The 22,726-nt window shown below is 42.9% G+C and carries 23 protein-coding genes; 12 read left to right on the top strand and 11 right to left on the bottom strand.

Going from position 1 to position 22,726, the window contains the following annotated elements; all coding sequences use genetic code 11:
* Positions 1-122: 122 nt before the first annotated feature.
* A complete protein-coding gene (locus ACZ5NL_RS06360) occupies positions 123-623 on the bottom strand; it encodes a regulator (RefSeq protein ID WP_464841438.1) in 501 nt (166 codons plus the stop codon).
* Positions 624-763: 140 nt separating this feature from the next.
* Here ACZ5NL_RS06360 and ACZ5NL_RS06355 point away from each other — a divergent pair, with 140 nt between their 5' ends.
* From ACZ5NL_RS06355 to ACZ5NL_RS06345, 3 genes are read left to right on the top strand one after another with little or no spacing between them, the layout of a single operon-like run.
* On the top strand, positions 764-2,020 hold the full coding sequence (locus tag ACZ5NL_RS06355; RefSeq protein WP_464841437.1) for a radical SAM protein: 1,257 nt from the start codon (positions 764-766) through the stop codon (positions 2,018-2,020).
* A 47-nt stretch (positions 2,021-2,067) separates the two neighbouring features.
* Positions 2,068-2,658 (top strand): hypothetical protein, encoded by a 591-nt coding sequence (locus ACZ5NL_RS06350; RefSeq protein ID WP_464841435.1) that lies wholly within the window; start codon positions 2,068-2,070, stop codon positions 2,656-2,658.
* A gap of 48 nt (positions 2,659-2,706) precedes the next feature.
* A complete protein-coding gene (locus tag ACZ5NL_RS06345; protein WP_464841433.1) occupies positions 2,707-4,914 on the top strand; it encodes an alpha-amylase family glycosyl hydrolase in 2,208 nt (735 codons plus the stop codon).
* A 21-nt stretch (positions 4,915-4,935) separates the two neighbouring features.
* On the opposite strand, the gene wecB is transcribed toward ACZ5NL_RS06345, so the two are convergent.
* Positions 4,936-6,069: a non-hydrolyzing UDP-N-acetylglucosamine 2-epimerase gene (gene wecB / locus ACZ5NL_RS06340; RefSeq protein WP_464841432.1), complete on the bottom strand. Its 1,134-nt coding sequence runs from the start codon at positions 6,067-6,069 to the stop codon at positions 4,936-4,938.
* Positions 6,066-7,352: a UDP-N-acetyl-D-mannosamine dehydrogenase gene (locus ACZ5NL_RS06335; protein ID WP_464841430.1), complete on the bottom strand. Its 1,287-nt coding sequence runs from the start codon at positions 7,350-7,352 to the stop codon at positions 6,066-6,068. Before ACZ5NL_RS06335 ends, wecB begins: the two co-directional genes overlap by 4 nt.
* A 297-nt stretch (positions 7,353-7,649) precedes the next feature.
* On the opposite strand from ACZ5NL_RS06335, the gene ACZ5NL_RS06330 reads away from it, so the two are divergent.
* Together ACZ5NL_RS06330 and ACZ5NL_RS06325 are read left to right on the top strand one after the other, a co-directional pair.
* Complete coding sequence (locus ACZ5NL_RS06330; protein ID WP_464841428.1) at positions 7,650-8,738, top strand: DUF354 domain-containing protein; 1,089 nt, start codon at positions 7,650-7,652, stop codon at positions 8,736-8,738.
* Positions 8,735-10,612, top strand: coding sequence for a hypothetical protein (locus ACZ5NL_RS06325; RefSeq protein WP_464841427.1), 1,878 nt, complete (start codon positions 8,735-8,737; stop codon positions 10,610-10,612). Before ACZ5NL_RS06330 ends, ACZ5NL_RS06325 begins: the two co-directional genes overlap by 4 nt.
* Here ACZ5NL_RS06325 and ACZ5NL_RS06320 read toward each other — a convergent pair.
* Positions 10,584-11,141: a stage II sporulation protein M gene (locus tag ACZ5NL_RS06320; protein WP_464841426.1), complete on the bottom strand. Its 558-nt coding sequence runs from the start codon at positions 11,139-11,141 to the stop codon at positions 10,584-10,586. The genes ACZ5NL_RS06325 and ACZ5NL_RS06320 overlap by 29 nt on opposite strands.
* Positions 11,131-11,418 (bottom strand): lipoate protein ligase C-terminal domain-containing protein, encoded by a 288-nt coding sequence (locus ACZ5NL_RS06315; protein WP_464843358.1) that lies wholly within the window; start codon positions 11,416-11,418, stop codon positions 11,131-11,133. The genes ACZ5NL_RS06320 and ACZ5NL_RS06315 overlap by 11 nt, the downstream gene beginning before the upstream one ends.
* A 70-nt stretch (positions 11,419-11,488) precedes the next feature.
* Between ACZ5NL_RS06315 and ACZ5NL_RS06310 the strand changes: the two genes are divergently transcribed.
* Positions 11,489-13,423, top strand: a complete 1,935-nt coding sequence (locus ACZ5NL_RS06310; protein ID WP_464843356.1) for an arginine--tRNA ligase — start codon at positions 11,489-11,491, stop codon at positions 13,421-13,423.
* A 59-nt stretch (positions 13,424-13,482) separates the two neighbouring features.
* Positions 13,483-14,370 carry a dihydrodipicolinate synthase family protein gene (locus ACZ5NL_RS06305; RefSeq protein WP_464841425.1) on the top strand — a complete coding sequence of 296 codons (888 nt, stop codon included), beginning with the start codon at positions 13,483-13,485 and terminating at the stop codon, positions 14,368-14,370.
* On the opposite strand, the gene prf1 is transcribed toward ACZ5NL_RS06305, so the two are convergent.
* The 3 genes from prf1 to ACZ5NL_RS06290 all read right to left on the bottom strand — a co-directional run bounded on the left by prf1 (position 14,350) and on the right by ACZ5NL_RS06290 (position 16,437).
* Positions 14,350-15,597 carry a peptide chain release factor aRF-1 gene (gene prf1 / locus ACZ5NL_RS06300; RefSeq protein WP_464841423.1) on the bottom strand — a complete coding sequence of 416 codons (1,248 nt, stop codon included), beginning with the start codon at positions 15,595-15,597 and terminating at the stop codon, positions 14,350-14,352. The two genes, ACZ5NL_RS06305 and prf1, sit on opposite strands and share 21 nt — an antisense overlap.
* A 77-nt stretch (positions 15,598-15,674) precedes the next feature.
* Complete coding sequence (locus ACZ5NL_RS06295; RefSeq protein WP_464841421.1) at positions 15,675-15,911, bottom strand: hypothetical protein; 237 nt, start codon at positions 15,909-15,911, stop codon at positions 15,675-15,677.
* Entirely contained in the window at positions 15,904-16,437 is a 534-nt protein-coding gene (locus ACZ5NL_RS06290) for a HEAT repeat domain-containing protein (RefSeq protein WP_464841419.1), read from the bottom strand. Before ACZ5NL_RS06290 ends, ACZ5NL_RS06295 begins: the two co-directional genes overlap by 8 nt.
* Before the next feature lie 199 nt (positions 16,438-16,636).
* Here ACZ5NL_RS06290 and ACZ5NL_RS06285 point away from each other — a divergent pair, with 199 nt between their 5' ends.
* Entirely contained in the window at positions 16,637-16,927 is a 291-nt protein-coding gene (locus ACZ5NL_RS06285) for a MazG nucleotide pyrophosphohydrolase domain-containing protein (protein ID WP_464841417.1), read from the top strand.
* A 41-nt stretch (positions 16,928-16,968) separates the two neighbouring features.
* Here the strand turns inward: ACZ5NL_RS06285 and ACZ5NL_RS06280 are convergent, their stop codons facing one another.
* Positions 16,969-18,297, bottom strand: a complete 1,329-nt coding sequence (locus ACZ5NL_RS06280) for an ATP-binding protein (protein WP_464841415.1) — start codon at positions 18,295-18,297, stop codon at positions 16,969-16,971.
* A gap of 684 nt (positions 18,298-18,981) precedes the next feature.
* Between ACZ5NL_RS06280 and ACZ5NL_RS06275 the strand changes: the two genes are divergently transcribed.
* From ACZ5NL_RS06275 to ACZ5NL_RS06260, 4 genes are all read left to right on the top strand, one after another.
* Positions 18,982-19,668, top strand: coding sequence for a hypothetical protein (locus tag ACZ5NL_RS06275; protein WP_464841413.1), 687 nt, complete (start codon positions 18,982-18,984; stop codon positions 19,666-19,668).
* A 15-nt stretch (positions 19,669-19,683) separates the two neighbouring features.
* Complete coding sequence (locus ACZ5NL_RS06270) at positions 19,684-20,067, top strand: type II toxin-antitoxin system PemK/MazF family toxin (protein ID WP_464841411.1); 384 nt, start codon at positions 19,684-19,686, stop codon at positions 20,065-20,067.
* A 302-nt stretch (positions 20,068-20,369) separates the two neighbouring features.
* On the top strand, positions 20,370-20,540 hold the full coding sequence (locus ACZ5NL_RS06265; RefSeq protein WP_464843535.1) for a hypothetical protein: 171 nt from the start codon (positions 20,370-20,372) through the stop codon (positions 20,538-20,540).
* A complete protein-coding gene (locus ACZ5NL_RS06260; RefSeq protein WP_464841409.1) occupies positions 20,501-21,571 on the top strand; it encodes a transposase in 1,071 nt (356 codons plus the stop codon). The genes ACZ5NL_RS06265 and ACZ5NL_RS06260 overlap by 40 nt, the downstream gene beginning before the upstream one ends.
* A gap of 72 nt (positions 21,572-21,643) precedes the next feature.
* Here ACZ5NL_RS06260 and ACZ5NL_RS06255 read toward each other — a convergent pair whose 3' ends face one another.
* Entirely contained in the window at positions 21,644-22,009 is a 366-nt protein-coding gene (locus ACZ5NL_RS06255) for a hypothetical protein (RefSeq protein ID WP_464841408.1), read from the bottom strand.
* A 126-nt stretch (positions 22,010-22,135) separates the two neighbouring features.
* Positions 22,136-22,591 carry a class III signal peptide-containing protein gene (locus tag ACZ5NL_RS06250; protein ID WP_464841407.1) on the bottom strand — a complete coding sequence of 152 codons (456 nt, stop codon included), beginning with the start codon at positions 22,589-22,591 and terminating at the stop codon, positions 22,136-22,138.
* Positions 22,592-22,726 lie beyond the last annotated feature (135 nt).

The raw sequence follows: 22,726 nt of genomic DNA, 5'->3' as shown, positions 1-22,726 counted from the left end.
CCAAATTTAACAAAAAGAAAAATTATAAACCCAAATTGTACAAAAATTAAAAGCAAACACTGACAAATAGTATTAAGATCATGCCCTAATCTGTACATCAAGATAAGAAGTTAAAAAAGAGCTCAGTAAATAGAAATCCTCTTGACACCCTCAAGCTTTGATAGTTCATTTATCAGCTCTCCAGGAATGGGCTTCTCAGTAATTATGGTTAAAGTTGCCTCCGGATAGAGCTCCGGATCTTCTGCAACAACCTGTACAATGTTTATTCCTCTATCCGCAATCTTTGATGCTATCTTTGCTAGTATTCCTATGGCTCTTGGCTCGGGCTCTATCTCTATGACCCCATAGCCGACATGCCTTCCGACGAACTTCATGTGAACTGTGGGTTCGAGGTTCGTGTACACCTCTCTAAGCTCTGGGATTTTTAGTATCATGGCAACAGTTTCTTTGACAACCCTCCTGTCTACATCAAGGGCTTTGGCTATTTTTGTGTATGGAACTTCTATGTTGCCGCATTTTATTTTCATGTCATCCGAAACCTTGAGACCATATTTCAATAACAGTTTTGCTATTTGTTTTCTGACTGGATACTCATCAAAGTAGTGCTCAAGTTTGCCCCACATTTTCCCCACCCCTGTTCATAATAGTTCATCATTAGACCATTTGCTACAAAAGTATTAAAATGTTTCCATGCAGAACTGTGTCCAATTATATTTTATAAATTTTGCTAAAATTTTAAAAGACCATGCCATTAAAGGGGAACGTGATGAGAATAAAGCTTCCAAATTCGTATTTCGAGGAAGTTGACAATAGCATAAGATTAATCTGGAGAAACACCCTCTATGCTGATTTTGAAAAAGCCCTCCTTGAAAAGGCCATTAGAAGAAAATTTAGAATTAAACCCGAAATTCATGTTGAGGACGGATATCTTGTAGTGAATACGGAAAACGAAGAGATTGAAAAATTTATTGCTTTCTTAATTCAGAGCCACCTTGGAGAATTTTTAAAAAGCAGATACACGAGAAGAAAAGTGATATACATCCACGAAGGGATGGAAATTCCTCTTTTAGGATATAACGGATTTGGTTTAATAGATAGGGGAACAAATCTAATCCAAATCAGAGGCTCGACCGGATGTAATGTCTCATGCATCTTCTGCTCTGTTGATGAGGGACCATACTCAAGAACTCGGCTTCTCGATTATGTTGTTGATATTGACTATCTCTTGAAATGGTTTGATGAAGTTGCCAAGTTTAAGGGTAAAGGGCTTGAAGCCCATTTAGATGGGCAAGGAGAGCCTCTGCTGTATCCATTCATTGTAGAACTCATCCAAGGGCTTAGGGAAAACCCAAACGTCAGTGTAATTTCGATGCAGAGCAATGGGGTATTGCTAAACGACAGGCTCATTGAAGAGTTGGCAGAGGCGGGACTTGACAGGGTAAACCTCTCAATCCATTCCCTTGATCCTGAAAAGGCAAGAATGCTAATGGGAATGAAAGATTACGATCTCAATCACGTTTTGGAGATGGCCGAGGCACTTGTAAATGCTGGAATTGACGTTCTTCTGGCCCCGGTAATAATCTTTGGGATAAACGACAATGAGGCAGAGGCATTTATAGAGTTCGCAAGAAAGATTGGTGCTGGAAAAAGGTGGCCCGCTTTAGGCTTCCAGAACTATGTTCCCTATAAGTTTGGGAGGCATCCCACAGTAAAGTTCCTTTCTTTTAAAGAGTTCTACGAATGGCTGAGAATCCTTGAAGAAAAAACCGGGATGAGGCCTCTTGTCTTAAGACCTGAACACTTTGGAATGCACCGGAGAAGATTTATCCCCCTGCAGTTCCACATCGGGGAAGTTGTCAAAGTAAAAATCGTCCTCCCGGGAAGAATCAAAGGGGAAATGCTTGGGATTGCAAGAAACAGGCTAATAGAGGTTATAAACACGAATGCAAAAGTTGGCGAGGAAATTAAGGTCAAAATCGTGAGAACAAGGCATGGAATCTACGTTGGGACTCCTGTTTAGAAAAATTTATTAATTTCCAGCTCTACGAAGATCTTTGGGAGAGTTAGATGAAGCGTTCATATATTGCCGCACTTATTGGAATAATAATCGTAGCTTTTATTTTTGGGAATTTTGCATTTATCAAGTCAAAAACAGAAAGCGGAGCCTCAGTAGGAGCGGGGAGATCCTGTGGAAACGTAACCGTCAAAGATGGCTTTTGCATCTACCCAAATTCCAATTTTGGAAGGCTTGTAGCGGAGGAACTAAAAGCCAGAGGGGAAAATGTTGTAATGCTTGAATCCCCTACAAAATGCAACGGGCAATTTTTAGCGGTGTGGGTTGAAGAAGTAAACATCACATACACCCCGTTCTTCTCAAAAGGCAGTGCAAAAGTGCGCTTCATATACTCCAACACCGGCAACCCAAGCCATTATCTAAGGTACGAAAACGCCACAGAAAAGGAAAGAGAGTTTATCACATACATAGTAAACAATTCTGAAGTTGATGCTTCGGGAGAGATAGTATTAACTGACCAATCCAAGGGCTTGATGAGCCTTAAAGGATACCAGAAATATTTGCTAAAGCAGGCAGCAACTGGTATATTGAGGGAAGTGCAAAAAATTGCTCTCGACAATATAGAATGTCCAACTTCATCTTAATTCTCCACTTAGCGAAACCCTAATATATCTGGAATATAATCACTACTGGTGATACATGAAATGAAAAGGTGGACTTCTGGAGTAGTGATGCTAATTTTCATAATGGGAATAATAGCTTCTGGATGTCTTCAACAAACCCCAACTCAAAGTACTGAACAAACTTTAACCCTTCCAGAAGGCAACTACAAAGCGATTTATTTCAATGAAGAAACCAAAGATACTTGTCCTCCAGGAAAGGTTCCCACAACTTTCACTTATAACCCGCAGGGAAAGAACGTCACTTCTGTTAGCCTGCGTGGAACTTTCAATGATTGGGGAGAGTTGCCAATGAAAGAAAAGAATGGTACGTGGATAAGAACACTCTGCCTAGAACCCGGCCAATATGAATACAAGTTCTTCATAGATGGAGAATGGGTAAAAGACATGTCTGCAGTTGATCCAACAGCCGACAGTTACGTTGATGACGGCTTTGGAGGCAAAAATGCGGTTAAAATTGTAAAAGGCGAAAAAGGTTTAGGAATAGAGCACGACCCCAAAAATCCAGCATATCTATCCATTGCCGACAACAGAACAGTGATCAGGTTCAAGATATACCCCAGCCAGATAAAATCAGCTCTTCTTATAACCTCCAATGGAGAATACGAAATGGAGAAACAACTATGGTGGGGTTCCGGAGAAGTGTGGAGAGCCGAGACTCAAGGAGTGAGCCCTATCAAATACTATTTTAAACTCACCACAGACAACGGAGATATTCTTATTCTCAACACCTCTACTAACCCTTTCTTCACATTTGACGGGATAGATAGCTTTCCTCAAATTGAATGGGTAAGTAAAGGAATAGGGTACCAAATATTCCCGGATCGCTTTAATAACGGTGACCCGAGCAACGACCCTCTAGCACTTCAAACCGATGAGTTTTGGTTCAATGAGTTAACAGATAAAAGACCCATCCTGTCAAACTGGAGTGATCCCATAAGTCCACTCCACTGCTGCCACCAGTACTTTGGTGGAGATATTAAAGGAATCATTGAGAAGCTCGATTATCTACAAGAGCTTGGAGTTACGGTTATCTACCTCAATCCAATCTTTTTGGCTGGAAGTGCTCACGGTTATGATGTATACGACTATTATCGCCTTGATCCACAGTTTGGGAGCGAAGAAGACTTAAGGATCCTTATTGAAGAAGCCCACAAAAGGGGTATCAGGATTATCTTCGACTTTGTCCCTAACCACAGCGGAATTGGACATTGGGCATTCCTAGATGTTGCATCAAGAGGAAAGAAAAGCCCCTACTGGAACTGGTACTTTGTGCAGAGATGGCCCTTTAAGCTGGGAGACGGAAAAGCCTATCTCGGCTGGTGGGGGATAGGAAGCCTTCCCAAGCTCAACACCGCTAACCCAGAGGTCAAGGAATACCTGATAAGTAGTGCTTTGTACTGGCTCGATTTTGGATTTGATGGTATTAGGATAGATGCCCCGCAGGAGCTCATAAACGGTGAGGAATTTTTCTCCGAGCTGAGAAAAGCTATTAAAGAAAAGCACCCCAATGCGTATATAGTTGGGGAAATCTGGCAGCTCTCTCCAAAATGGGTTCAAGGAGATATGTTTGATTCTCTCATGAACTACGCCCTCGGAAGAGATATCCTCTTAGCTTACGCAAAAGGGGATTGGAACGGAGAAAGAACACTTGAGCTTCTGGGAAGATACTATGCAAGCTATGGAGAGAACGTCGTTGCCATGGGCTTTAATCTGGTAAGTTCCCACGACACATCGAGAGTTCTCACCGACCTCGGTGGAGGTGATATAGGCGATACACCTAAGCCAGAGGCAATCCAAAGACTAAAGATTCTCTCAACACTCCTGTATACGCTTCCAGGCATGCCTGTGACTTTTCAAGGGGACGAACGTGGATTCCTTGGAGATAAGGAACACTTCGATTCACAGAGATATCCAATACAATGGGACAAAGCTAATGAAGAAGTTTTGAACCACTATAGAGAGCTTGCAGACCTGAGAAAAAGCATTCCTGCATTAACAAGCAGCAAAATAAAGCTCTACACTGCAAAAGAAGGAGTATTAGCCTTTTTCAGGGGACATGATGATGAAGTTCTTGTAGTTGCCAACAACGCTCCAAAAGATACGGGCATTCCTCTTCCTCCCGGCAGATGGAGACAAGTATGGCCAAATGAGGATAAAACATACGAAGAGGAGTTGATTGTCCCCGGGTTAGAAGTTTTGGTGCTTGTGAGGAGCTGAGTTCTCCTTTTTTCCTGATTTTTAAATAAACCTCGAACTCTTCACCTTGAGCTCTCCCCTTTCGTAAAGATCAAGAAGTATTTCAGCAATTCTCTCTCCAGCCTTTCCATCCCCAAAAGGATTCTCAGCATTTGCCATTCTGTTGTAGAACGCTTCATCGTTTAAGAGCTTATCAACATAATAAAGGACCCTTTCCTTCTCAAGACCGACTAAAACGTTTCCTCCTGCTTTTATTGTTTCCGGCCTTTCTGTATTATAGCGTAGGGTTAGGCACGGAACGTTAAGGATTATGCTCTCCTCTTGAATCCCACCTGAGTCTGTTAAAACAAATTTAGCATTTTTCTGCAGCTTTAAAAAGTCGAGATAGCCAAGCGGTTTTGTTAGAATGATGTGCTCATTTGCTCCCAGTTTTTCCCACAATCCTAGGGCTTTTAACCTTTTTTCCGTTCTCGGATGGACGGGGTATACCACAGGTATTGGCAGAGAGCTAATTATTTCCACGAGTTTTTTGAGGTTCTCTTCACTGTCGGTGTTCTCAGCTCTATGAGCCGTTAAAAGAGCGTATTCTTTTGGCTTTAACTCCAAAGCCTCTAAAATCCGGCTTTTTCTTTCGGCTATCTCCGAATTCTGAAGGACTGCATCAACTATTGTATTTCCCACCACATAGACCCCTTCGACAATTCCCTCCTTCTCAAGATTTTTCTTTGCATCCTCCGTAGGTGCAAAAAGAACTTCACTAGCATGATCTGCCAGTATTCTGTTTATCTCTTCCGGCATTGTCCTATCAAAGCTCCTTAAGCCCGCTTCAACGTGTGCAACGGGAATTTTGAGCTTAACGCTTGCCAAAGCCCCAGCTAGAACGGTATTTGTGTCCCCCTGAACCAAGGTAACATCGGGCTTCTCTTTCATAAGCACTTCCTCTATTTTGATCATTGCAATTCCAGTTTGATAAGCCTGGGTTCCAGAACCCACCTCAAGATGATAGTCGATCTTATGTAGCTCCAGCTCTTCCAGGAAAATCTTGCTCATCTCGTAATCGTAGTGCTGTCCCGTGTGGATTATTAAAGGCTCAATCCCCTTTCTCTCGAATGCCCTTATTACCGGTGCAAGTTTTATTATTTCCGGCCTCGTACCAAAGACAAACGCCGGCTTCAATACTCGCCCCTCCCGATTCCCTTAAATACAAACCCTTTTGGAGGATCTTTTACAACATGTCTTCCATCTATGAGTATTTTATTTCTCATAAGGCCTCCAAGAGCCTGCCAGTCCAAAGTCTTAAATTCTGAATGGTCTGTTGCTATAACAACTGCATCTGCTCCTTTTAAGGCCTCTTCAAGGTTCTCATGCGTCCCTTTTACATAGGGATCATAAGTTCTCACTTCAGCAACAATCTCCTTTATCTCCTCAATGAAGTTGAGAGAGGGAGAATTCCTAGTATCATCCGAATTGCCCTTGTAAGATAGCCCCAGAACTACTACGATAGCTTCTTCCGGTGGAAGGTTAATCACCTTTAGAGAATCCATAAGGAGGTCCTTTGCAAAGAGCGGCATGTCTTCATTGATTTCTCTTGCTTTCTTTATCAGTCCAAAGTCTTCTTTTGCAGAACTGAGAAGCAAGTATGGATCTTTCGGCAAACAGTGCCCTCCAACACCGATTCCTGGTATGTGAATTTTAACCCTCGGGTGAGTGTTGGCGAGCTCTATCGCGTCAAAAACATTGACCCCATACTGGTGAGCAAGAAAGGCAAACTCATTAGCCAATGCAATGTTTACATCCCTAAAAGTGTTCTCCATCAGCTTTACCATTTCGCTTGTTGTAGAGTTTGTTTTAAAAATTTGACCCTTTACAAATGCTCTATACAATAGTTCAGCCAGTTCAGAACTTTCTTCATTTATTCCCCCAATTATTCTGGAGTTATAAACGAGCTCTTTGAATATTCTACCGGGCATTACTCTCTCAGGAGCATGAGCCATGTAAAAGTCCTTTCCAGCTTTGAAGCCTGTCAGATCCTCCATAAGCCTCGCCATCTTTAAAGTTGTCATAGGCGGCACGGTACTCTCTATAATCACAAGAGAACCCTTCTTTATAGATTCAGCCGTTGTTCTAACAGCGTTTTCAAGATAGCTCAAGTCAGGAGTTTTGTCCTCCTTTAGAGGGGTCTGGACGCATATTATATAGACATCCTTACCCTTTATCTCCTTCTTATCTGAGGTGGCCCTCAACTTTCCGTTTTCAATTGCCCTCTTTAGCATCTCTTCTATCTCCGGCTCAATTATGTGGGAATTCCCTGAGTTTACCTTTTTCACGACCTCTTCTCTTATTTCATACCCTATCACATTGAATCCGGCATTGGCAAACATAATTGCCGTGGGAAGACCGATATAACCTAAGCCTATGACAGCAATTTCTGCACTTCTGTTCATTATCTTCTCTCTCATTCATTCTCACCAAGAAGAAAGATTGAGCACCAAAATTTAAGGTTTTTCCACGAAACAATTTCGAGTGGTAATTTCAAAGATTTCTCGAGAAACTTTGGGAGGTTTGTCCAAAAATACGCTTTTTTGAACAGTTTTGCAGAATTATCCCAATATTGAACCTTCTTTCAAGAACAGAAAGCGTAATAAACAATTAACAGAACAAAGAACTTCTAAATAGTTCGAAAAATAAAGGGCGGAAAACCGTTTTACGGAAACCCTTTTAATGGACAAAGCTGTCCATAATACTGGGTGAAATCCGTGAAGATATGGGTAGATATTGTTAATGCACCTCACGCTCACTTCTTCAAGGGTATAATCAGGGAGCTCGAAAAGAGAGGATATGAGGTTTTGGTCACCACAAGGGAATTTGACGGCCTAACTGGAATCTTGGATATGTTGGGAATAGATTATTACACTGTAGGAAAACACGGAGGATCAACCCTCGAGGGGAAGCTTATAGCAAGTGTTGAGAGACAATACAAGCTTGCTAAGCTGATAATTGAAGAAAAACCTGATTTGGCACTCTATAAAAATTCCCCCGAAGCTCCAAGGGTGGCTTTTGGATTGGGAATTCCAACAATTGGATTCGCCGACAACGACACGGCTATAGCAGTCAACAAGCTCATGCTGCCCTTCACAAGGAGATTAATATATCCAAAAGCCATAGACGCGTATGAGCTCATAAAATGCGGGGCAGACGTGAATTCCCTCAAGCCGATAAACGGTATACCAGAATTGGCCCATGTATATGGCTTTATTCCAAACAAAAAGCCTCTAAAAGAATTAGGCCTATCTGCACACAGCTACATCGTAATGAGAACCGAGCCCATAAAGGCAAACTACTTCAACGGAGATGCCGAGAAAAGCGTTCTTGAAAATATAATCCCTCTGCTCCCGGATATCCCTATAGTTTTATTCCCAAGAACAGAAAGCCAAAAGAAGCGCTTTGAACACTTCGAAAATGTCATAATCCCAGAGCACGTTACGGACAGCTTGTCTCTCCTCTACTATGCAAAGCTAATGATTGGTGCGGGAGGAACGATGAACAGGGAGGCCTTAGCTTTAGGAACTCCAACCATTTCAACTTACCCGGGTAAGCTTTTGGCGATCACGAGGTGGCTTATAAACCTTGGCATTAAGTTTCACTCTACAGATCCGATAGAAGTGTCCGAAAAAGCCTGGGAGCTTATGAGAAAGAATGGAGCCTTTAGGAAGCATATAAGGAGCATAATATCCTCTATGGAGAATCCAATAGATGCATTCTTAAGGGAAATCGAAATTTATGAAGAGTATGACACCTTCCCCGCTCCGGAAATTCCTGCAGAGGAACTGGTGGACAAAGGATGAAAGGCAAGTTTATTGCGGTCATTTTTCTTCTAATTCTCTACGCTTCTCCAACTAAAGCTTTTGAATACTACGTCCACGGGACTGGAAAGATAATTGACGATCCTCTAACAACCATTTCTCTGAATATCCAAGAAATTCCCGCAACTTACGTTGTAGGCCCCGATCGAGAGGGGTACCTTTACGGGGTCGAGTACAAAAAGCTGAGGCACGAGAGGAGGAAAATACTGAGAAGCAGGGATGGAATAAAGTGGGAGCCTATATACGAGCACAGGATAGAGATCAAATCCCTCTATCTCTGGAAGGGGATTCTCTTCTTTTCAGACTCAAACGGGAGTGTATTCATGAAGAACGGAGAAGAATTCGAAGAGGTCTTAAGATTGGAAAAAGGCAAGTATGCAATATGGTGGTCATGGGCAGGAAATGAAGAGTTTTTGCTCATAGGAGAATATGGGGCCAAATCCAACAGCGCAAAGGTTTACAGGAGTTTTGATGGGAGGCATTTCGAGGTTTTCTTCGATATAAAAGATCACTATAATGTAAAAGACAATGGATGCCATATTCATCTGGTAAGCGTAGACCCTTATGATGGGACTGTATACATAGGCGTTGGAGACAATCCCCCTTATAGGGGCTTGTATATATACAAAAACGGCAGATGGACATTTAGAAACACCAACAATCACATACTTAACAGCATAATGAACAGCGGACCTTTGGCGGCAACATATGATGAAAAAAGAGTTCTCTTTTACAACGACAATTTCCCACAGATAGTGGAGTACAATAAAGAAAAAGACGAGCTCAAGCCTATCGCAGCTTGGTTTGGAGAGTATTATAAGGGCGAGATGAAGTTCTACGATGCTGCAAAGGACCTAAAAACTGGAGTCTACTATGCTGTAAGCGTAGATTACAACAAAAAGGGGCTCCATTATCTCTGGATCTCTCTCGACGGGGTAACGTGGAGAAAAATCAGCGGGGGAGCGATAAACGGCACTCACATTTTGTATCCCCTCCATATAGCTGGGGAGTACCTCTATATGAACAATCTGCGGATGAGACTTTTCACACGTGATGAAGCCCTGAAGTTGATATATAAAGAGAGCAAACCACCGATATCAATAACCCTTGTTGAGGATCGTCCCATAGTGGTTTACCTGAAGAGCGAGAAGCCGCTTGAAGTTATAGTAAAGGGAAAGAGGTTCAGAAATCATCTCTCCCCTGACCTAGACTGGAGTTCAGCAAACGGAACCTTGGAAAAACGAGACGGGCTTTTAATATTTACTGCATCACACCCTTCTGCAGTTCTTAAGCTCAAACTTCCCCTAGAAAAGGGGTGGTATACTCTAAGTCTGTGCATGAAAAGCTCCTGCTCTTGGGATGAGATTGGTCCAGTTCTTGTAACAATTCAAACAAAAGGAAAAAGCTACGGAGGTTTAGCCCAAGTCAGCACTGAGTGGAGGCCTTTTTACTATGTATTCAACATGCCGGAAGAGGGTATAGCGGGGATTGCAATAACGTTTAACGGTAGCGCAGTTTACCAGATTGGGTGCCTCTTTCTATCAAACGATTTGAGCACATCAAAGCCGAATGGTGAATTCCTAAAAGAGGAGGGATACTCAAAGAACGTGACGTTGATGATAGATGGAAAGGTTTACCATATAGGCGACCTTAGACCGGGAGAAAGGAGAACTATCCGCGTAGAAAAGCTTCAAACTCTGGAGCTTCTTTCTGGAGGAGCTGTCGAAGTAGTGGTGAGGGAAAGTCCAGAAGGGGAAAAAGAAAACCTGAACAGTGCTCCCTTACCTCTCTTCGTAACTGTTGCATTTCTCGCTTTTGTGTATCTAGTTAAACGCCTGAAGCAACGGCTGGAGTGATGTAAGCCTCAACAAAAGCCGCCACTAAGAGCATTATAAGAGCTAAGGCAAGCATTTTCATGGATCTCTTAAATCCTCTTAAAAACCTCTCTCCAACGGTTCCTTCTCCGTCGATTATCTCAAGATACCAATCTATTCCGCCCATTCCGGCAACTGCAAAAGCTGGGATCTCTATCACTCCATGGGGGATGATGGCGAGAAGAATCTTTGCCAAGCTTTCCCCTTGTGCATTGAAGTACTGGATAACTATCCCCACTATAAAGCCGTTAAAGAACAATATCCCTGCAGGAACTATACCAAAAAGAACCCCACCGAGGGCACATATTACCGCAACTCTTGAGTTGTTGAGGAATATGAACGTAAAAAGGCTGAACTTGTCGGTATTTTCTCCTATAGTCCCTCCAAAAAACTGCCTGAGGTTTGAGAATACGCTTTCTGCAGAACTTGGGCTTAGCACGGAAAACACCATACCAAAGAGAACTCCAGTGAGGAAGATTCCAAGAAAGGCATAAAAAACTTTAGTCCTCATTTTCACCACGCAGAGCGTTTTTGAGGGCAATTTTGAAGTCCTCAACGTTTATGTAGGGCATCTCAATGTCTAGTCTTACTGCGAAGAAGTCCTCTATCTCCTTTTCAAGTTCCTCAAGCTTTTTTCCTTTTAAAGTACTCTCAAGTTCGCTGATTACCTCCTCTGGATAGATAAAGAAGTCGCCAGTGATCTTTACATCCTTTGCAACGCCTTCCTCTTCTTCAATCTCAAATCTTATAAGGCCCTTTTTGGCTTTGTGCTCGCCTATCCTTCTCATGCCCACCACAGACAAATTTAAAGCGGGTAGTTTTTAAAGGTTTATGAAAAATGAGAAGCAGGTGATAAGAGTGGCTTACGATGATGTCAAGAGAGAAGTTGGGGAGATAGTAAAAGGAGTTATCTCTGAAATGCTCAAAAAAGAGGGCAAAAGCTGGGAAGGAGAGGTTTTATTTGACGAAACGCCCAGTATGGAGCTTGGTGACTTTGCCACCCCCATTGCCTTTCAGCTCGCAAGGGTGTTTAGAAAGTCTCCGAGGGTTATAGCTCAAGAAATTGTCTCAAACTTAGAAGGAAAGCTTCCCGAGTATATTTTAAGGGTAGGGGTTGCCGGGGCGGGATATATAAACTTCTTCTTAGACTATGAGAAATTTGGGAAGATCACCACGGAAGAGATCCTCAAAAAAGGTGATCGATTCGGAGAAAGCAATCTGGGAAATGGAAAAAAGGTTATAGTGGAGCACACCTCCGTAAATCCAACCAAGCCCCTCCACATGGGGCATGCAAGAAACTCAATTCTTGGAGACACAATTGCGCGGATCATGAGAAAGCTAGGTTATAAAGTGGAGGTTCAGAATTACATAGACGATCTGGGAGTCCAGTTCGCACAGGTTCTGTGGGGCTACCTAAATCTAAAGGATGAACTTGAGAAAATCACTGAAGAGCTCAAAGAGAAGGGGCTTTCTAAAGAGGATATAATTGACCACGCTTTGGGTTTGCTCTACGTTGAAGTCCACAAGAGAATGGAGGAAAATCCAGAAGTGGAGAGACAGATAAGGGAGCTCATGAAGAAGCTGGAAGAAGGAGACAACGAGATAGCCGAAGAGGGTAGGAAATTGGCAGAAAAAGTAGTTAGAGCACAGATGGAAACCACCTACAGGATGAACATATTCTACGATCTCCTCAGCTGGGAAAGCGACATAGTAAGAAGCGGAATATTCGAAGAGGCTTACGCAATGATAGAAAAGAACGAGCACTTTGAATGGGCAAAAGAAGGCAAATACAAAGGAGCGTTCATCATGAAGCTTGGAGATCTATTTCCAGATATGGAAAACCCGGATATGGTTCTCATAAGGAGCGATGGAACTGCAACTTACACGGGAAAGGATATAGCATATCATTTGTGGAAATTCGGTAAAGTTAGAGCAGACATGCGCTACAAGCTCTGGGATAAAAAGGAGAACCATGAAACGTGGACAACGGCAAAAGATGGCGAAAAAATGCCGGGAAGATTTGCCAACGCTGACATAGTGATAAACGTTGTTGGTTCCGAGCAGAGGTACGAGCAAAAGGCAGTTGCATATGCCCTCAAGCTTCTCGGTTATGAAGAAGCATACAAAAACTTCTATCACCTAGCCTATGAGCACGTTGTAAGACCAGAGGGCAAGTTCAGCGGGAGAAAGGGCACTTGGATAGGATTTACCGTGGATGAGGTGTTAGACGAAGCCGTAAAAAGAGCCAAAGAGCTTGTAGAAGAGAAGAACCCCGGATTAAGCGAAGAGGAAAAAGAGAGGATAGCGGAGAGGGTTGGAATAGGGGCTGTAAGGTACAACATGATAAAGTACTCGCCGGAGAAGATAATAACGTTTAGATGGGATGATGTGCTGAACTTTGAAGGCGAAAGCGCCCCATACATCCAGTATGCTCATGCAAGATGCTGTTCCATCCTTAAGAAGGCCAAAGAAGAAGGGATAAGCGTTGAGACGGAGAAGCTTTTAAGCAAAGCGGCCTTCTCAAATCTGGACTTAAAAGAAAAAGAGCTTATAAAGATCCTTTCTAAATTCCCAGAAGTTATAAAGACGGCTGGAAAAGATGTTAAGCCCAACATAATAGCAACCTACGCAAACGAAGTGGCAATGATCTTCAACAGATTCTACATGGCGTTGCCGGTCCTAAAGGCTGAAGAAGGGACAAGGGAGATGAGGCTGCTTTTGGTAATGGCCACAAAGCAGGTTCTAAAGAACGCTCTTGAGCTTATGGGAATCGAGGCTCCAGAGGTCATGTAGGTTTTTTCTTTTTTCCATAAACCTAAAATATTCTGAGGTCTATTTATCTCGGTGGTTCAATGAGAGGAGTAATAGTCCCCCTCGTAACACCTTTCAAAGAAGATTATTCCATAGACGCTCAGGCATTGGAAGAGCATATAAACTATCTTCAAAAAGCGGGAGTCCATGGAATTTTTATCAACGCAACAACTGGAGAATTCACGAGCCTCACGTTTGAGGAAAGAAAGCTTCTTGCAGAGAAAGGTAGAGAAATGGTTACCTCAACCTTCTATTTGGTGGGAACGGCTTCAACAAACACTTTTGAAGTGGTTGAGCTAACGAAGCATGCCCAAGATATTGGGGCTGATTATGCAGTCTTAGCGGCTCCTTATTACTGTCCCCTCAGCGATGAGGCACTTTTCAACCATTATTCCATAATAGCGGAGAAAACGGACATCCCTATAATTCTCTACAACATCCCGAGCTGTGCAAACCCTCTAAGTGTCTCGCTTATCAAAAGGCTCGCCCTGGAGTATTCAAATATAGCCGGCATAAAGGAAACCATAGACAGCATAAACCACGTTAGAGACGTCATAGTTGAGGTTAAAGGAGAGAGAAAGGACTTTAAAGTTTTTACAGGCTTAGATCAGCACTTCCTCAACACACTAATCCTCGGTGGAGATGGAGGCATAATGGCATGTGCGAACTTTGCCCCAGAGCTTCACCTCGAGCTGTACAAGGCCTTTGAAGAAAAGAACTTTGAAAAGGCTATGGAATATGCCAGAAAGCTCGCCAAACTTTCAAAGGTTTATGACCTCGCATCCTCCTTCGGCTCTGCAATAAAGATAGCAATGAGCATAAGGGGTTTTTCCATAAAACCCATCCTGAGACCGCCATACACGATGGACGGAGAAGAGGTTAGAGGAAAGATAAAAGAACTCCTGTCTTCACTGGATCTTGTACCTTAAGATTGCCCCTAGCCCTCCAAATGCCCTGTAGAACTGCTGACCATCTTCGGTGTCAAGGGAGATCACTTCAACATCTGCCCCGCTCTCTTCCGCCATTTTTATTAGCTCCTCTGCAACATCCCACTTTTCAAAGCTTATGTTTTGACTTCCGCATTTGGGACATGTCTTAAGGTTCTTCTTGTAAATCTCGTATTCACTCTCGGTCATGGTCTTGAGCTCTTCCCAGCCGCAGTGGTTGCACTTCGCCCTAACGCGAACCCTATCGTAACCCTCACTTATTAAAAGAACATCGACAGCCCCGAGCTCCAGGGCTTTTCTTACTTCCTTTTCCCCATATGTTATCAGGCCAGTATCTTTAACCAGATGTCTGAAGAACTCTTGCACGAGCTTCCTCTCTCTAATTGCCTCATGCTCCTTTAATATGTCGCTTGCCTTTTCAACAAGCTCCCTTAAGCCATATTCTCCGTGATAGCTTATGTCCACTACTCCAATGATCTTCTTCTTTAGCTCGTGGTGGAGGTAGTCGCCTTCAACGAATTCCTCCTTGGTCGGTCCAGGGCCACCAACAATAATTCCCTTCAGCTCGCCCTTTTCAAGAAGGGGCAGAAAAACCTTTGTCGCATGCTCTCCAATCCTCTTCATGAACTCATGTGTCTCCTGCTCCCTAATTCTCTCATATCTTCTCGCTGACTGACCACCAGCCCTTGTCTTTCCGGGAACGTTGGAAGTGAGCTCTTCAATGACCTCTATCTTTTTCCCCCTCAAAAGACCTATCGTTGCTTCGTTCTTCTCGACCGTTATTAAACCATAAGCATCTTTAACTCTAAGCATCTCTTCAAGGGGCTCGGTTACAAAGGTTTGGTCACATCGATAGAGCCTCACGTTTAATGGTTCTGGAGGGATTATGGCGAAAAGCTGTATATCCGTTACTCCCTCCTGTTCGCTGACGTTTCCGACAAACAAAGCCAAGCCCGTCTCTGGGGTTTGCTTGTAAAGCTTAAGGTGCTGCATTGCCCTCTCCAATGCCCCAAGGACGTTCTTTCGAGTTGTCTTTGATTTAATGTTTTGGGCTGTGCCGTATTCTTCTCTAAGCTGCTGCATAACCTTATTTATATCGTATCCCGCCGGAATGTAGAGTGAGACAAGCTCGGTCCCTCGACCTCGAATCTTTTTCAGCTCCTCTACCTTCTTTTTGAGCTCATACATCTCTGCTGATTTGTGAGACATGAACATCACCTCTAACAACTTATTTTCTCTCTCCCAACCACCTTTAAAAATTCGACTTTATAAAGGTTTGGAAAAGACTAAAGGAAGGACAGAAAAGCCAAAAGAAAAACTCCCAAAATCCCACCCACGGCTATTATAAGGAAGTTTATGAGGTTGAGCTCTATGTGGGTAACTCCAAGATAGTTCAGGATTCCCACCAGGATTAGCCCGATTATAGCGTTTACTGCCATCCACCTAAGCACCGCAAAGGTCAGCTTGACCACTATAAACGCGGCAATTATTAAGAGTATTATGAATATTAGGATGTTAATCATTCACATCACCCCCAAGTTCTTTTATAACTTTCTCGGCTATCTCTCCAAGAGGTACCCATTTAATGCCTTCTAGAGGCAGAATTACGGTATCACTGATGGTTCTGAACTCCTCTATTACTGGAAGGGCCTCTTTCACTTTAAGCCTTCCGAACATTAGAATTGCAAAGGCCTTCCTGTTTTTATCACCCACTTGGAGGATCTCGAGCAGTAAGGAAACTATCTCATTCTTGAACTTCTCTCCAACCCATGGGAAGTATCTCAGCATTAACTCGAAAGTCTGCATGGCGTTTTCCTTAACATAAGGATCAGGATCGTTTATGAGTGAAAGCACAGTTATGGGAAGCCCTTCCTCAACATAGGGCATTATAAGATCTTTATGCCTGACGGTCAGCTCTCCAATGAGCAGAAGGGCATCTCCCCTTATCCCCGGATTTTCCTCGTTGAGGAGCTCTATTATGGAATCTACATATTTAGGATCTTTCGCTGCAGAGAGGAGGATTCCCTCAAGATCTCCCTCCGAAAGCATCTTTATGACCTTATTCTTTTTTGAGCCGAAGGAGAATAATCCCATAATCCATCCCTAAGCTATTTTCTACTTTCAACCTTAAATGGGTTTTGGCTAAGGTTTAAAAAGCTCCCGAGAATTAAAACTCAGGCAATGAGGAAAGCGAATTGCGCTGATGGATGATGAGAATTAAAGCCGAGCCATCTCGAGAGGTGAGAACATGCACATAAGGGAGTTCCAAGAGCTGATCAGACAGCTTTACTTCCACAGGGATGAGAAGAGGGGCTTGGAAAAGACCTTCCTCTGGTTTAGTGAGGAGGTTGGCGAGCTAGCAGAGGCTTTAAGGAAAGGGAACAAGGAGGCTATGGAAGAGGAGTTTGCCGATGTTTTAGCCTGGTTGGTTAGCTTAGCCAACATAGTCGGAGTTGATGTAGAAGAGGCTGCAAAGAAGAAATACCCCGGGGTTTGCCCTTACTGCGGGAAGAATCCCTGCGAATGCGAGAAGGAGTAGCTTGGAAGTTCACCCTTTCCTCGTCCGCTTAGATGAAAACGCTAAAGCGCCAAGATATCCTCTAGGTCAAAGGCGTAGAAGCCTTCCCTTCTGAGATCACTTTTGTCCTCAACCGATCTCGCTATTATGCCGTAGAAAAGCTCTCCATCAAAGTCGATCATCTCTGCTTTTCTTCTTAGAGACTTCAGCACAGAGCGAGCTTTCTTTTCATTAAGGTCGCTCCACTTAACCTCAAAGAGATAGATCCGATCTTTTCCAGCTGCAACTATGTCTATTTCCTCCCCTTTGAACCACCACCTGCCAATCTCACTAAAATCAAAAGGTCTCTTTAAAACTAAAAACTCCTTTGCAACTTCTTCGAATTTCCTTGAAAATATATACGTAAGGGCATCCCTGCTAACTTCAATGCCAAGCGGTATTTTATCCCGATTTGGATAAACCAAGGTGAACCACGAGAAGAGGAGACTGTCCCTAATCTTGTATAAGCTGGTCTTTTTCTTCCCCAGCACAGGAACTTCTTTCTCGATAAAGCCTAAGCGTATTAGGTTCTCCATGTAGGGGTAAACGCTTCTCGCAGGCTTTCCTATAAAATTGGCGATTTCTTCAAGCCGTGTGTTTCCATTGGAGATCGCATTTAATATTGAAAAATACATTTTAAGCTCCCTAAGCTCTTGGGATAAAAGGATGTACGGCTCATTATAGAAAAAGCCCCCATCGTTCAAAAACTCCTCATTTACAAGGCTTTCAATCGTTTTGTACCTTCTGGCAATGTTGAGATAAGTCGGAGTTCCCCCAACCAGCATGTAAACTCCGAGCCCGTAATCTTTATCCTTAAAGAACTTTAGAGCATTTTGATAGTTGAGCTCCCTTAGATGAATATCCCTTGTTCTCCTTCCGTAGAGAGGCGAGGCATAGCTCAATACATCGTCCCACATCATTCCAAGGAGAGAGCCGGATATAACAAGCATAACATCCTTCCCACTAAGCTCGTGATCCCAGACCCTCTGGAGGTCGCTTATTATCTTCTTATCAGCTTTTATCCCGTATGTAAACTCGTCAAGGACTATTAAGGTCTTCTTGTTAATTTTGTCAGACATGTACGAGAACAGCTCCTTCCAATCGTTAAGCTCAAGCCTCTCAACCCATCTATCGTCGAAAAACTTCGCCAGCTCACGTTTGAACTCTTCCATCTGAAGCTCCTTAACCGTCTCTGGAAACGTGAAGAAGAATGAGTTTTTGTTCTTAGCAAATTCCTGCAGGAGCCTTGTCTTGCCTACTCTCCGCTTTCCATAGAGGACTACAAAAGAGGGAGTATTTTCCCATTCTCTCTGAAGAATGGTCATTTCTTTCTCTCTGTCTATGAACTCCATGCCACCACCATCCCTTAATTGATCCAAAGATATAAATATGTTTCGACTAATTGTGATTATATATAATTTGGATTATACAACTGTTGCTTGTTTATGAAAGCATTGAAAATCCTAAGCTAGGAGGCTAAATCAAGACTACAGACACTGTCAAGACAAGCAGAGGAGTTAGATATAGAAAAAGTTTATTAAGACGCAAAAATTCAAAGACACTGTGGGACACAACGTATTTAAAGTATCTGTGTTACTTTTTTCTTCTGAAAGCCTCGCCCTTCAGGAGGTGATGCCAAAATTATCCTGACAGTATGCCTTAAACCGCCGAAACCCTTTTAAGTTTTTGCAACTTATTAGGGCCTCGAAGAGGCCACTCAAGGACAATCCCGTAAAGGGGTTTCACTTACCACTCTGCTCTGGAGTGGTTGACGCTGTTAGGCGTCCTTTGAAAACCGCCCTTGAGCGGTTGGAAACTCTGAGGAGTGGCATTAAGCGATAACCCCAATCCGACTTTGCCGGTAGGGGTAACGGGCACAAGACCGTGCCCTCGGGCTGAACCGAAACTGGCGACGGGAGTAGGTTGTGAGCCCGTAAACCGAACCGCTCGTTGGCGAGGGGTTAACCCGAACCCTCGCCGTTCACAGTGGGAAGAAGGTCAGAGATAAATACAGAAGATTAATATGGTGATAATTTATGAGTACTCCTGTTAGATACGCTCCTCCTATGTGGGAGCCACTTTTGCGTTTATTACCGTTATTTGGCGAGGAAGAGATTAAAACATTAGAAGATTACTTCAGTGAATTTAAGAAGCACCTAGAAGAGAAAGGAGACACGTTATTTAAAAGACTAGTGGATATAACCCCCTCCACTCCCTCCGAGGAGGCATATGAACAAGCCATGGAAGAGATATACAAAACAATTGGAACAGAATTCAAGGAAGATATCTTGAGAATGATCGATGCCGCTGAAAACGAACAACTAACCCCCGATGAACTCGAAGAAAAACTTCTCAACATATTAACCCCGTACTTTATAGAGGTAAAACAAAAAATTGATAACGACACAAAAAACCTATGGGAAAACGCCCTAAAAGGAGAAATAAAAGCCGAAGACATCGAAAAATTTGAAATAGTAGACAAATTCTTCTTCTTGGAATCAAATCTATTAGGTATTATACTTGAAACAAAGGATATTGAAATTATGGGGAAACTACTTCCATACTTTGTACTCTTGCCACTTCGCATTGCAAAAATCATGGCTGAGGGTAAAGATCTTTCAGAGATCAAAGAAGACTTCAAACTAGTCGCAAGGAAAATAAAAGAAGTGCACCCAACGCCAACAACTATTGATGATTATTTCCTCGAAGAACTGCTCAGCTGAACTGGAGGCTCAAATATGACAAAGCAGGGTGAAATTTGGATAGCCCCCTTCCCATATTTTGATGATCAAGGGGAATTAACATCTAAAATAAGACCTGTTCTCATTGTATCTAGTGATGAAATTAATAATAGTGCTCTTGATGTTGTGATCTGTCAAATCTCCAGATTTGAATATGAGAGAATTCTAAAACTTCCTCCTGAGATAAGAAGCAAGGTTAGAATAATAACAAACAATGACCTCGATCCAAACGTTAGTAGGGTTCTAAGAAACATAAGCATAATCAGACCTTACAAGCTCTTCTCCATATCAAAAGATAAACTCAACAACTGCAAGTTTATCGGGAAGCTGAAACCAGAGGTCACAAAAGAGATAGTTGAAAAGACAAAGGAGATATTTTAACAAACCCATAAACAGTATGTGATTTTCCCGATTAATAAGATGCCGATCATGAAAAGAATCGGGGTCTTCTCCACGTGAGTTTTTGTGAGTTCACATGGAGATTCATTCCCCGAGGTTCTGCGGGTGCCCAGACTTAGACCGCCCTCGCCTGCTCTCCTTCTCTTTCAACACACTACGGCAGGACGGGTCGCCCGAACACCCACAGGGCTCAACCAGCCCTCCACCTCGCCTCGCTCACTGACTTCACTGGACTGGCTTCATTACCAAAAACTATTTAAGTAAACAAGTATTTAAGTATTTTGGTGAACACAATGGGCGTCATAACCGTGAAAATTCCTGACGAGTTAGAAGTCAAGTTCCGAAAGAAAATCCTCGACGTTTATGGGGTTAAAAAAGGAGCTCTCGGAAGGGCAATAACGGAGGCAATCGAGCTATGGCTCGAAAAACACAAAAACTCCGAAAAACAGAAGTGAACTACATTACAATCAAAACAATGCTCGAACCAGAAAGGCAAGAAGACTACCTAAAACTCACACTCCTGACAGAAAAGTTCAAAAGGGCCGTTGAACTGGCGATAAGACTCCAGCTCAGAGGAGTCAGGAAGGCTGAGGGAGTGAAGGAAGTTTCCCGATTGGTTCTCAACAACTGGTGGTATTCCGATAGTGCGTGGGATTATGCGAAAATGCTCCGCAGAGGCGCAGAGCAAAACGGCGGGAATCCAAGGCACATTCACTTAAAATCAAAATTTCTCATCAGCAAGCCAAAGGAGAATGAGAAGGGGAACAGAAACGTGAGAATTGGTGGATTGACCGTTAAAATCCGTTCAAACGGTGAATGGCTGAATTTTAAACTGAAAACCGCCGAAAAATTTCTTCCCGTTATTTTCGATGCTCAGAAGTTCAAATACGGTGCTCAGGTTGTCCTGAGGAATGGAAAGGTTTACCTGCACGTTCAAGTGCCGTTTGAGGTTTACCTCAAGCACTTTGGGAAGACGATTAATGGGAGACTTTATGCTGGGTTTGATTTGAACTCTGACAGGGTGAATATGGTTATTCTCGATGAGGACGGTATTATTCGGGACGTTAGGATTGAGCACTTTCCTGAGGTCAATTCTTCGGGGTTTTCAAAAAAGAAGGCGAGGGATTTAAGGGTGAAGGCCCTCGCTCGCTTGCTGGATTATGCATTTTATCACGGTGTTGGGGTCGTGTTTTTCGAGGATTTGGAAAGGATTAAAAGGAGAAACGGAAAGGTGACGGCTTCAAGGAGGGGAAATCGGAAGGCGGTGAATTTTGCCAAGAAGGAGTTGCTTGAGCACGGTGTTGTTATGGCGTTGAAAAGGGGTTTTGAGGTTTATCTGGTTAATCCCGCTGGTTCTTCAAAGTTGGGGCGAGAGTTGGCTCGGGGATTGGGTCTGGACGTTCACTCATCATCGGCGTTTGTAATTGGTTGGTGGGGATTAGACTCACTAAAACTCACAAACACTCCCCAAAAGAAGAACAGTTAAGCAAGGCATATTAGAAGACAAACAGTTCAAAGAAGTTATATACAAGCTGAAAAAAGTTTTTGGAGCATCTATTTAATCGCCCAGCGCGTAAACTATAGCCTTGCAAGAGTCGAGATCGTTTTCGTAGATGCACTTGTTGTAAGCGTTTTCAAGCGTATCCGAGTATGTAAAGGCGGAGTCGTCGATGGTTTTTGTCTCTCCGTTGAAGGAGCATTGAGAGTTTGAGCACGAGATGGTTTTGGTTTTGAGGGAGTCCCATTGGTTTTGGGCTTTTAAGTGGTTTACCAGGTTTTCAGCGTTGCTCTGGTAGGGGAGATTTTTTGTCTGCTCGCTGACTTCACTGGCTTTAGAGGAGATCATTAATACAGTAAGCAGAACCGCAATAAGTGCAAGAGCAACCATTGTTGAATATTCGAGAGATGCCTGAGCTTTTTTCATTAGGAATCCCCTTTTTTGAATTTGGAAAAAGAGAAATAAAAATTGCAAATTAATCACTTATGGGCCTCTTGAAGGTCTATTAAGATTTAACATGCTTTTTTTATCTTTTTGCCCAATTTAAATAAACTATGAGCCCTTAGTAGCATCTTGAAGGTCTATTAAGACGTAACATGCAGCTTTCACGTTATCATCCATACAAGCATCATATATGCTCTTAAGAGTTTTGTCGGTCGGTATATCACTTACAAAGTTAGTTCCCGACAAGTATTCCGAACTATATTCCAAGTTACTGTCTGTTGCTATTACCGTGGTACCATCCTTAATCTGGAGAACAGTACCATTAGAGGATATCTCAACTGTATACGTGTTGTCCCAGTAGCCTTTCCCCTGCAAGGTTGTTCTGGCCAATTCTGCTTGGCTTTGGAGTGAAGCGATGTCTCCCTGCTGGCTTGCCTGCTGTGTTGAGCCGCTTATATACCTAACCACAACAAAGATAATTATCAGCGCTGCTGCGATCATGAAGAGGTACTCCAGCGCACCCTGACCCTTCTTCCTCCTAAACAACTTCCTCAAATTTATCATTTCACCAACACCTCCATTATGGAAATTTCAAACATATATTACACCAAAGAGATATAAATAACTTTCCCCTCAATTATGCCTACGATTACCTCAAAATTGACTAAGCTGAGCAAAAATTGGGGGAAATCAGCACTC

This window comes from Thermococcus aegaeus, from assembly GCF_055393685.1.
Note: the sequence above shows the minus strand (reverse complement) of the source record. Positions and strands in the feature narration are given on the sequence as shown.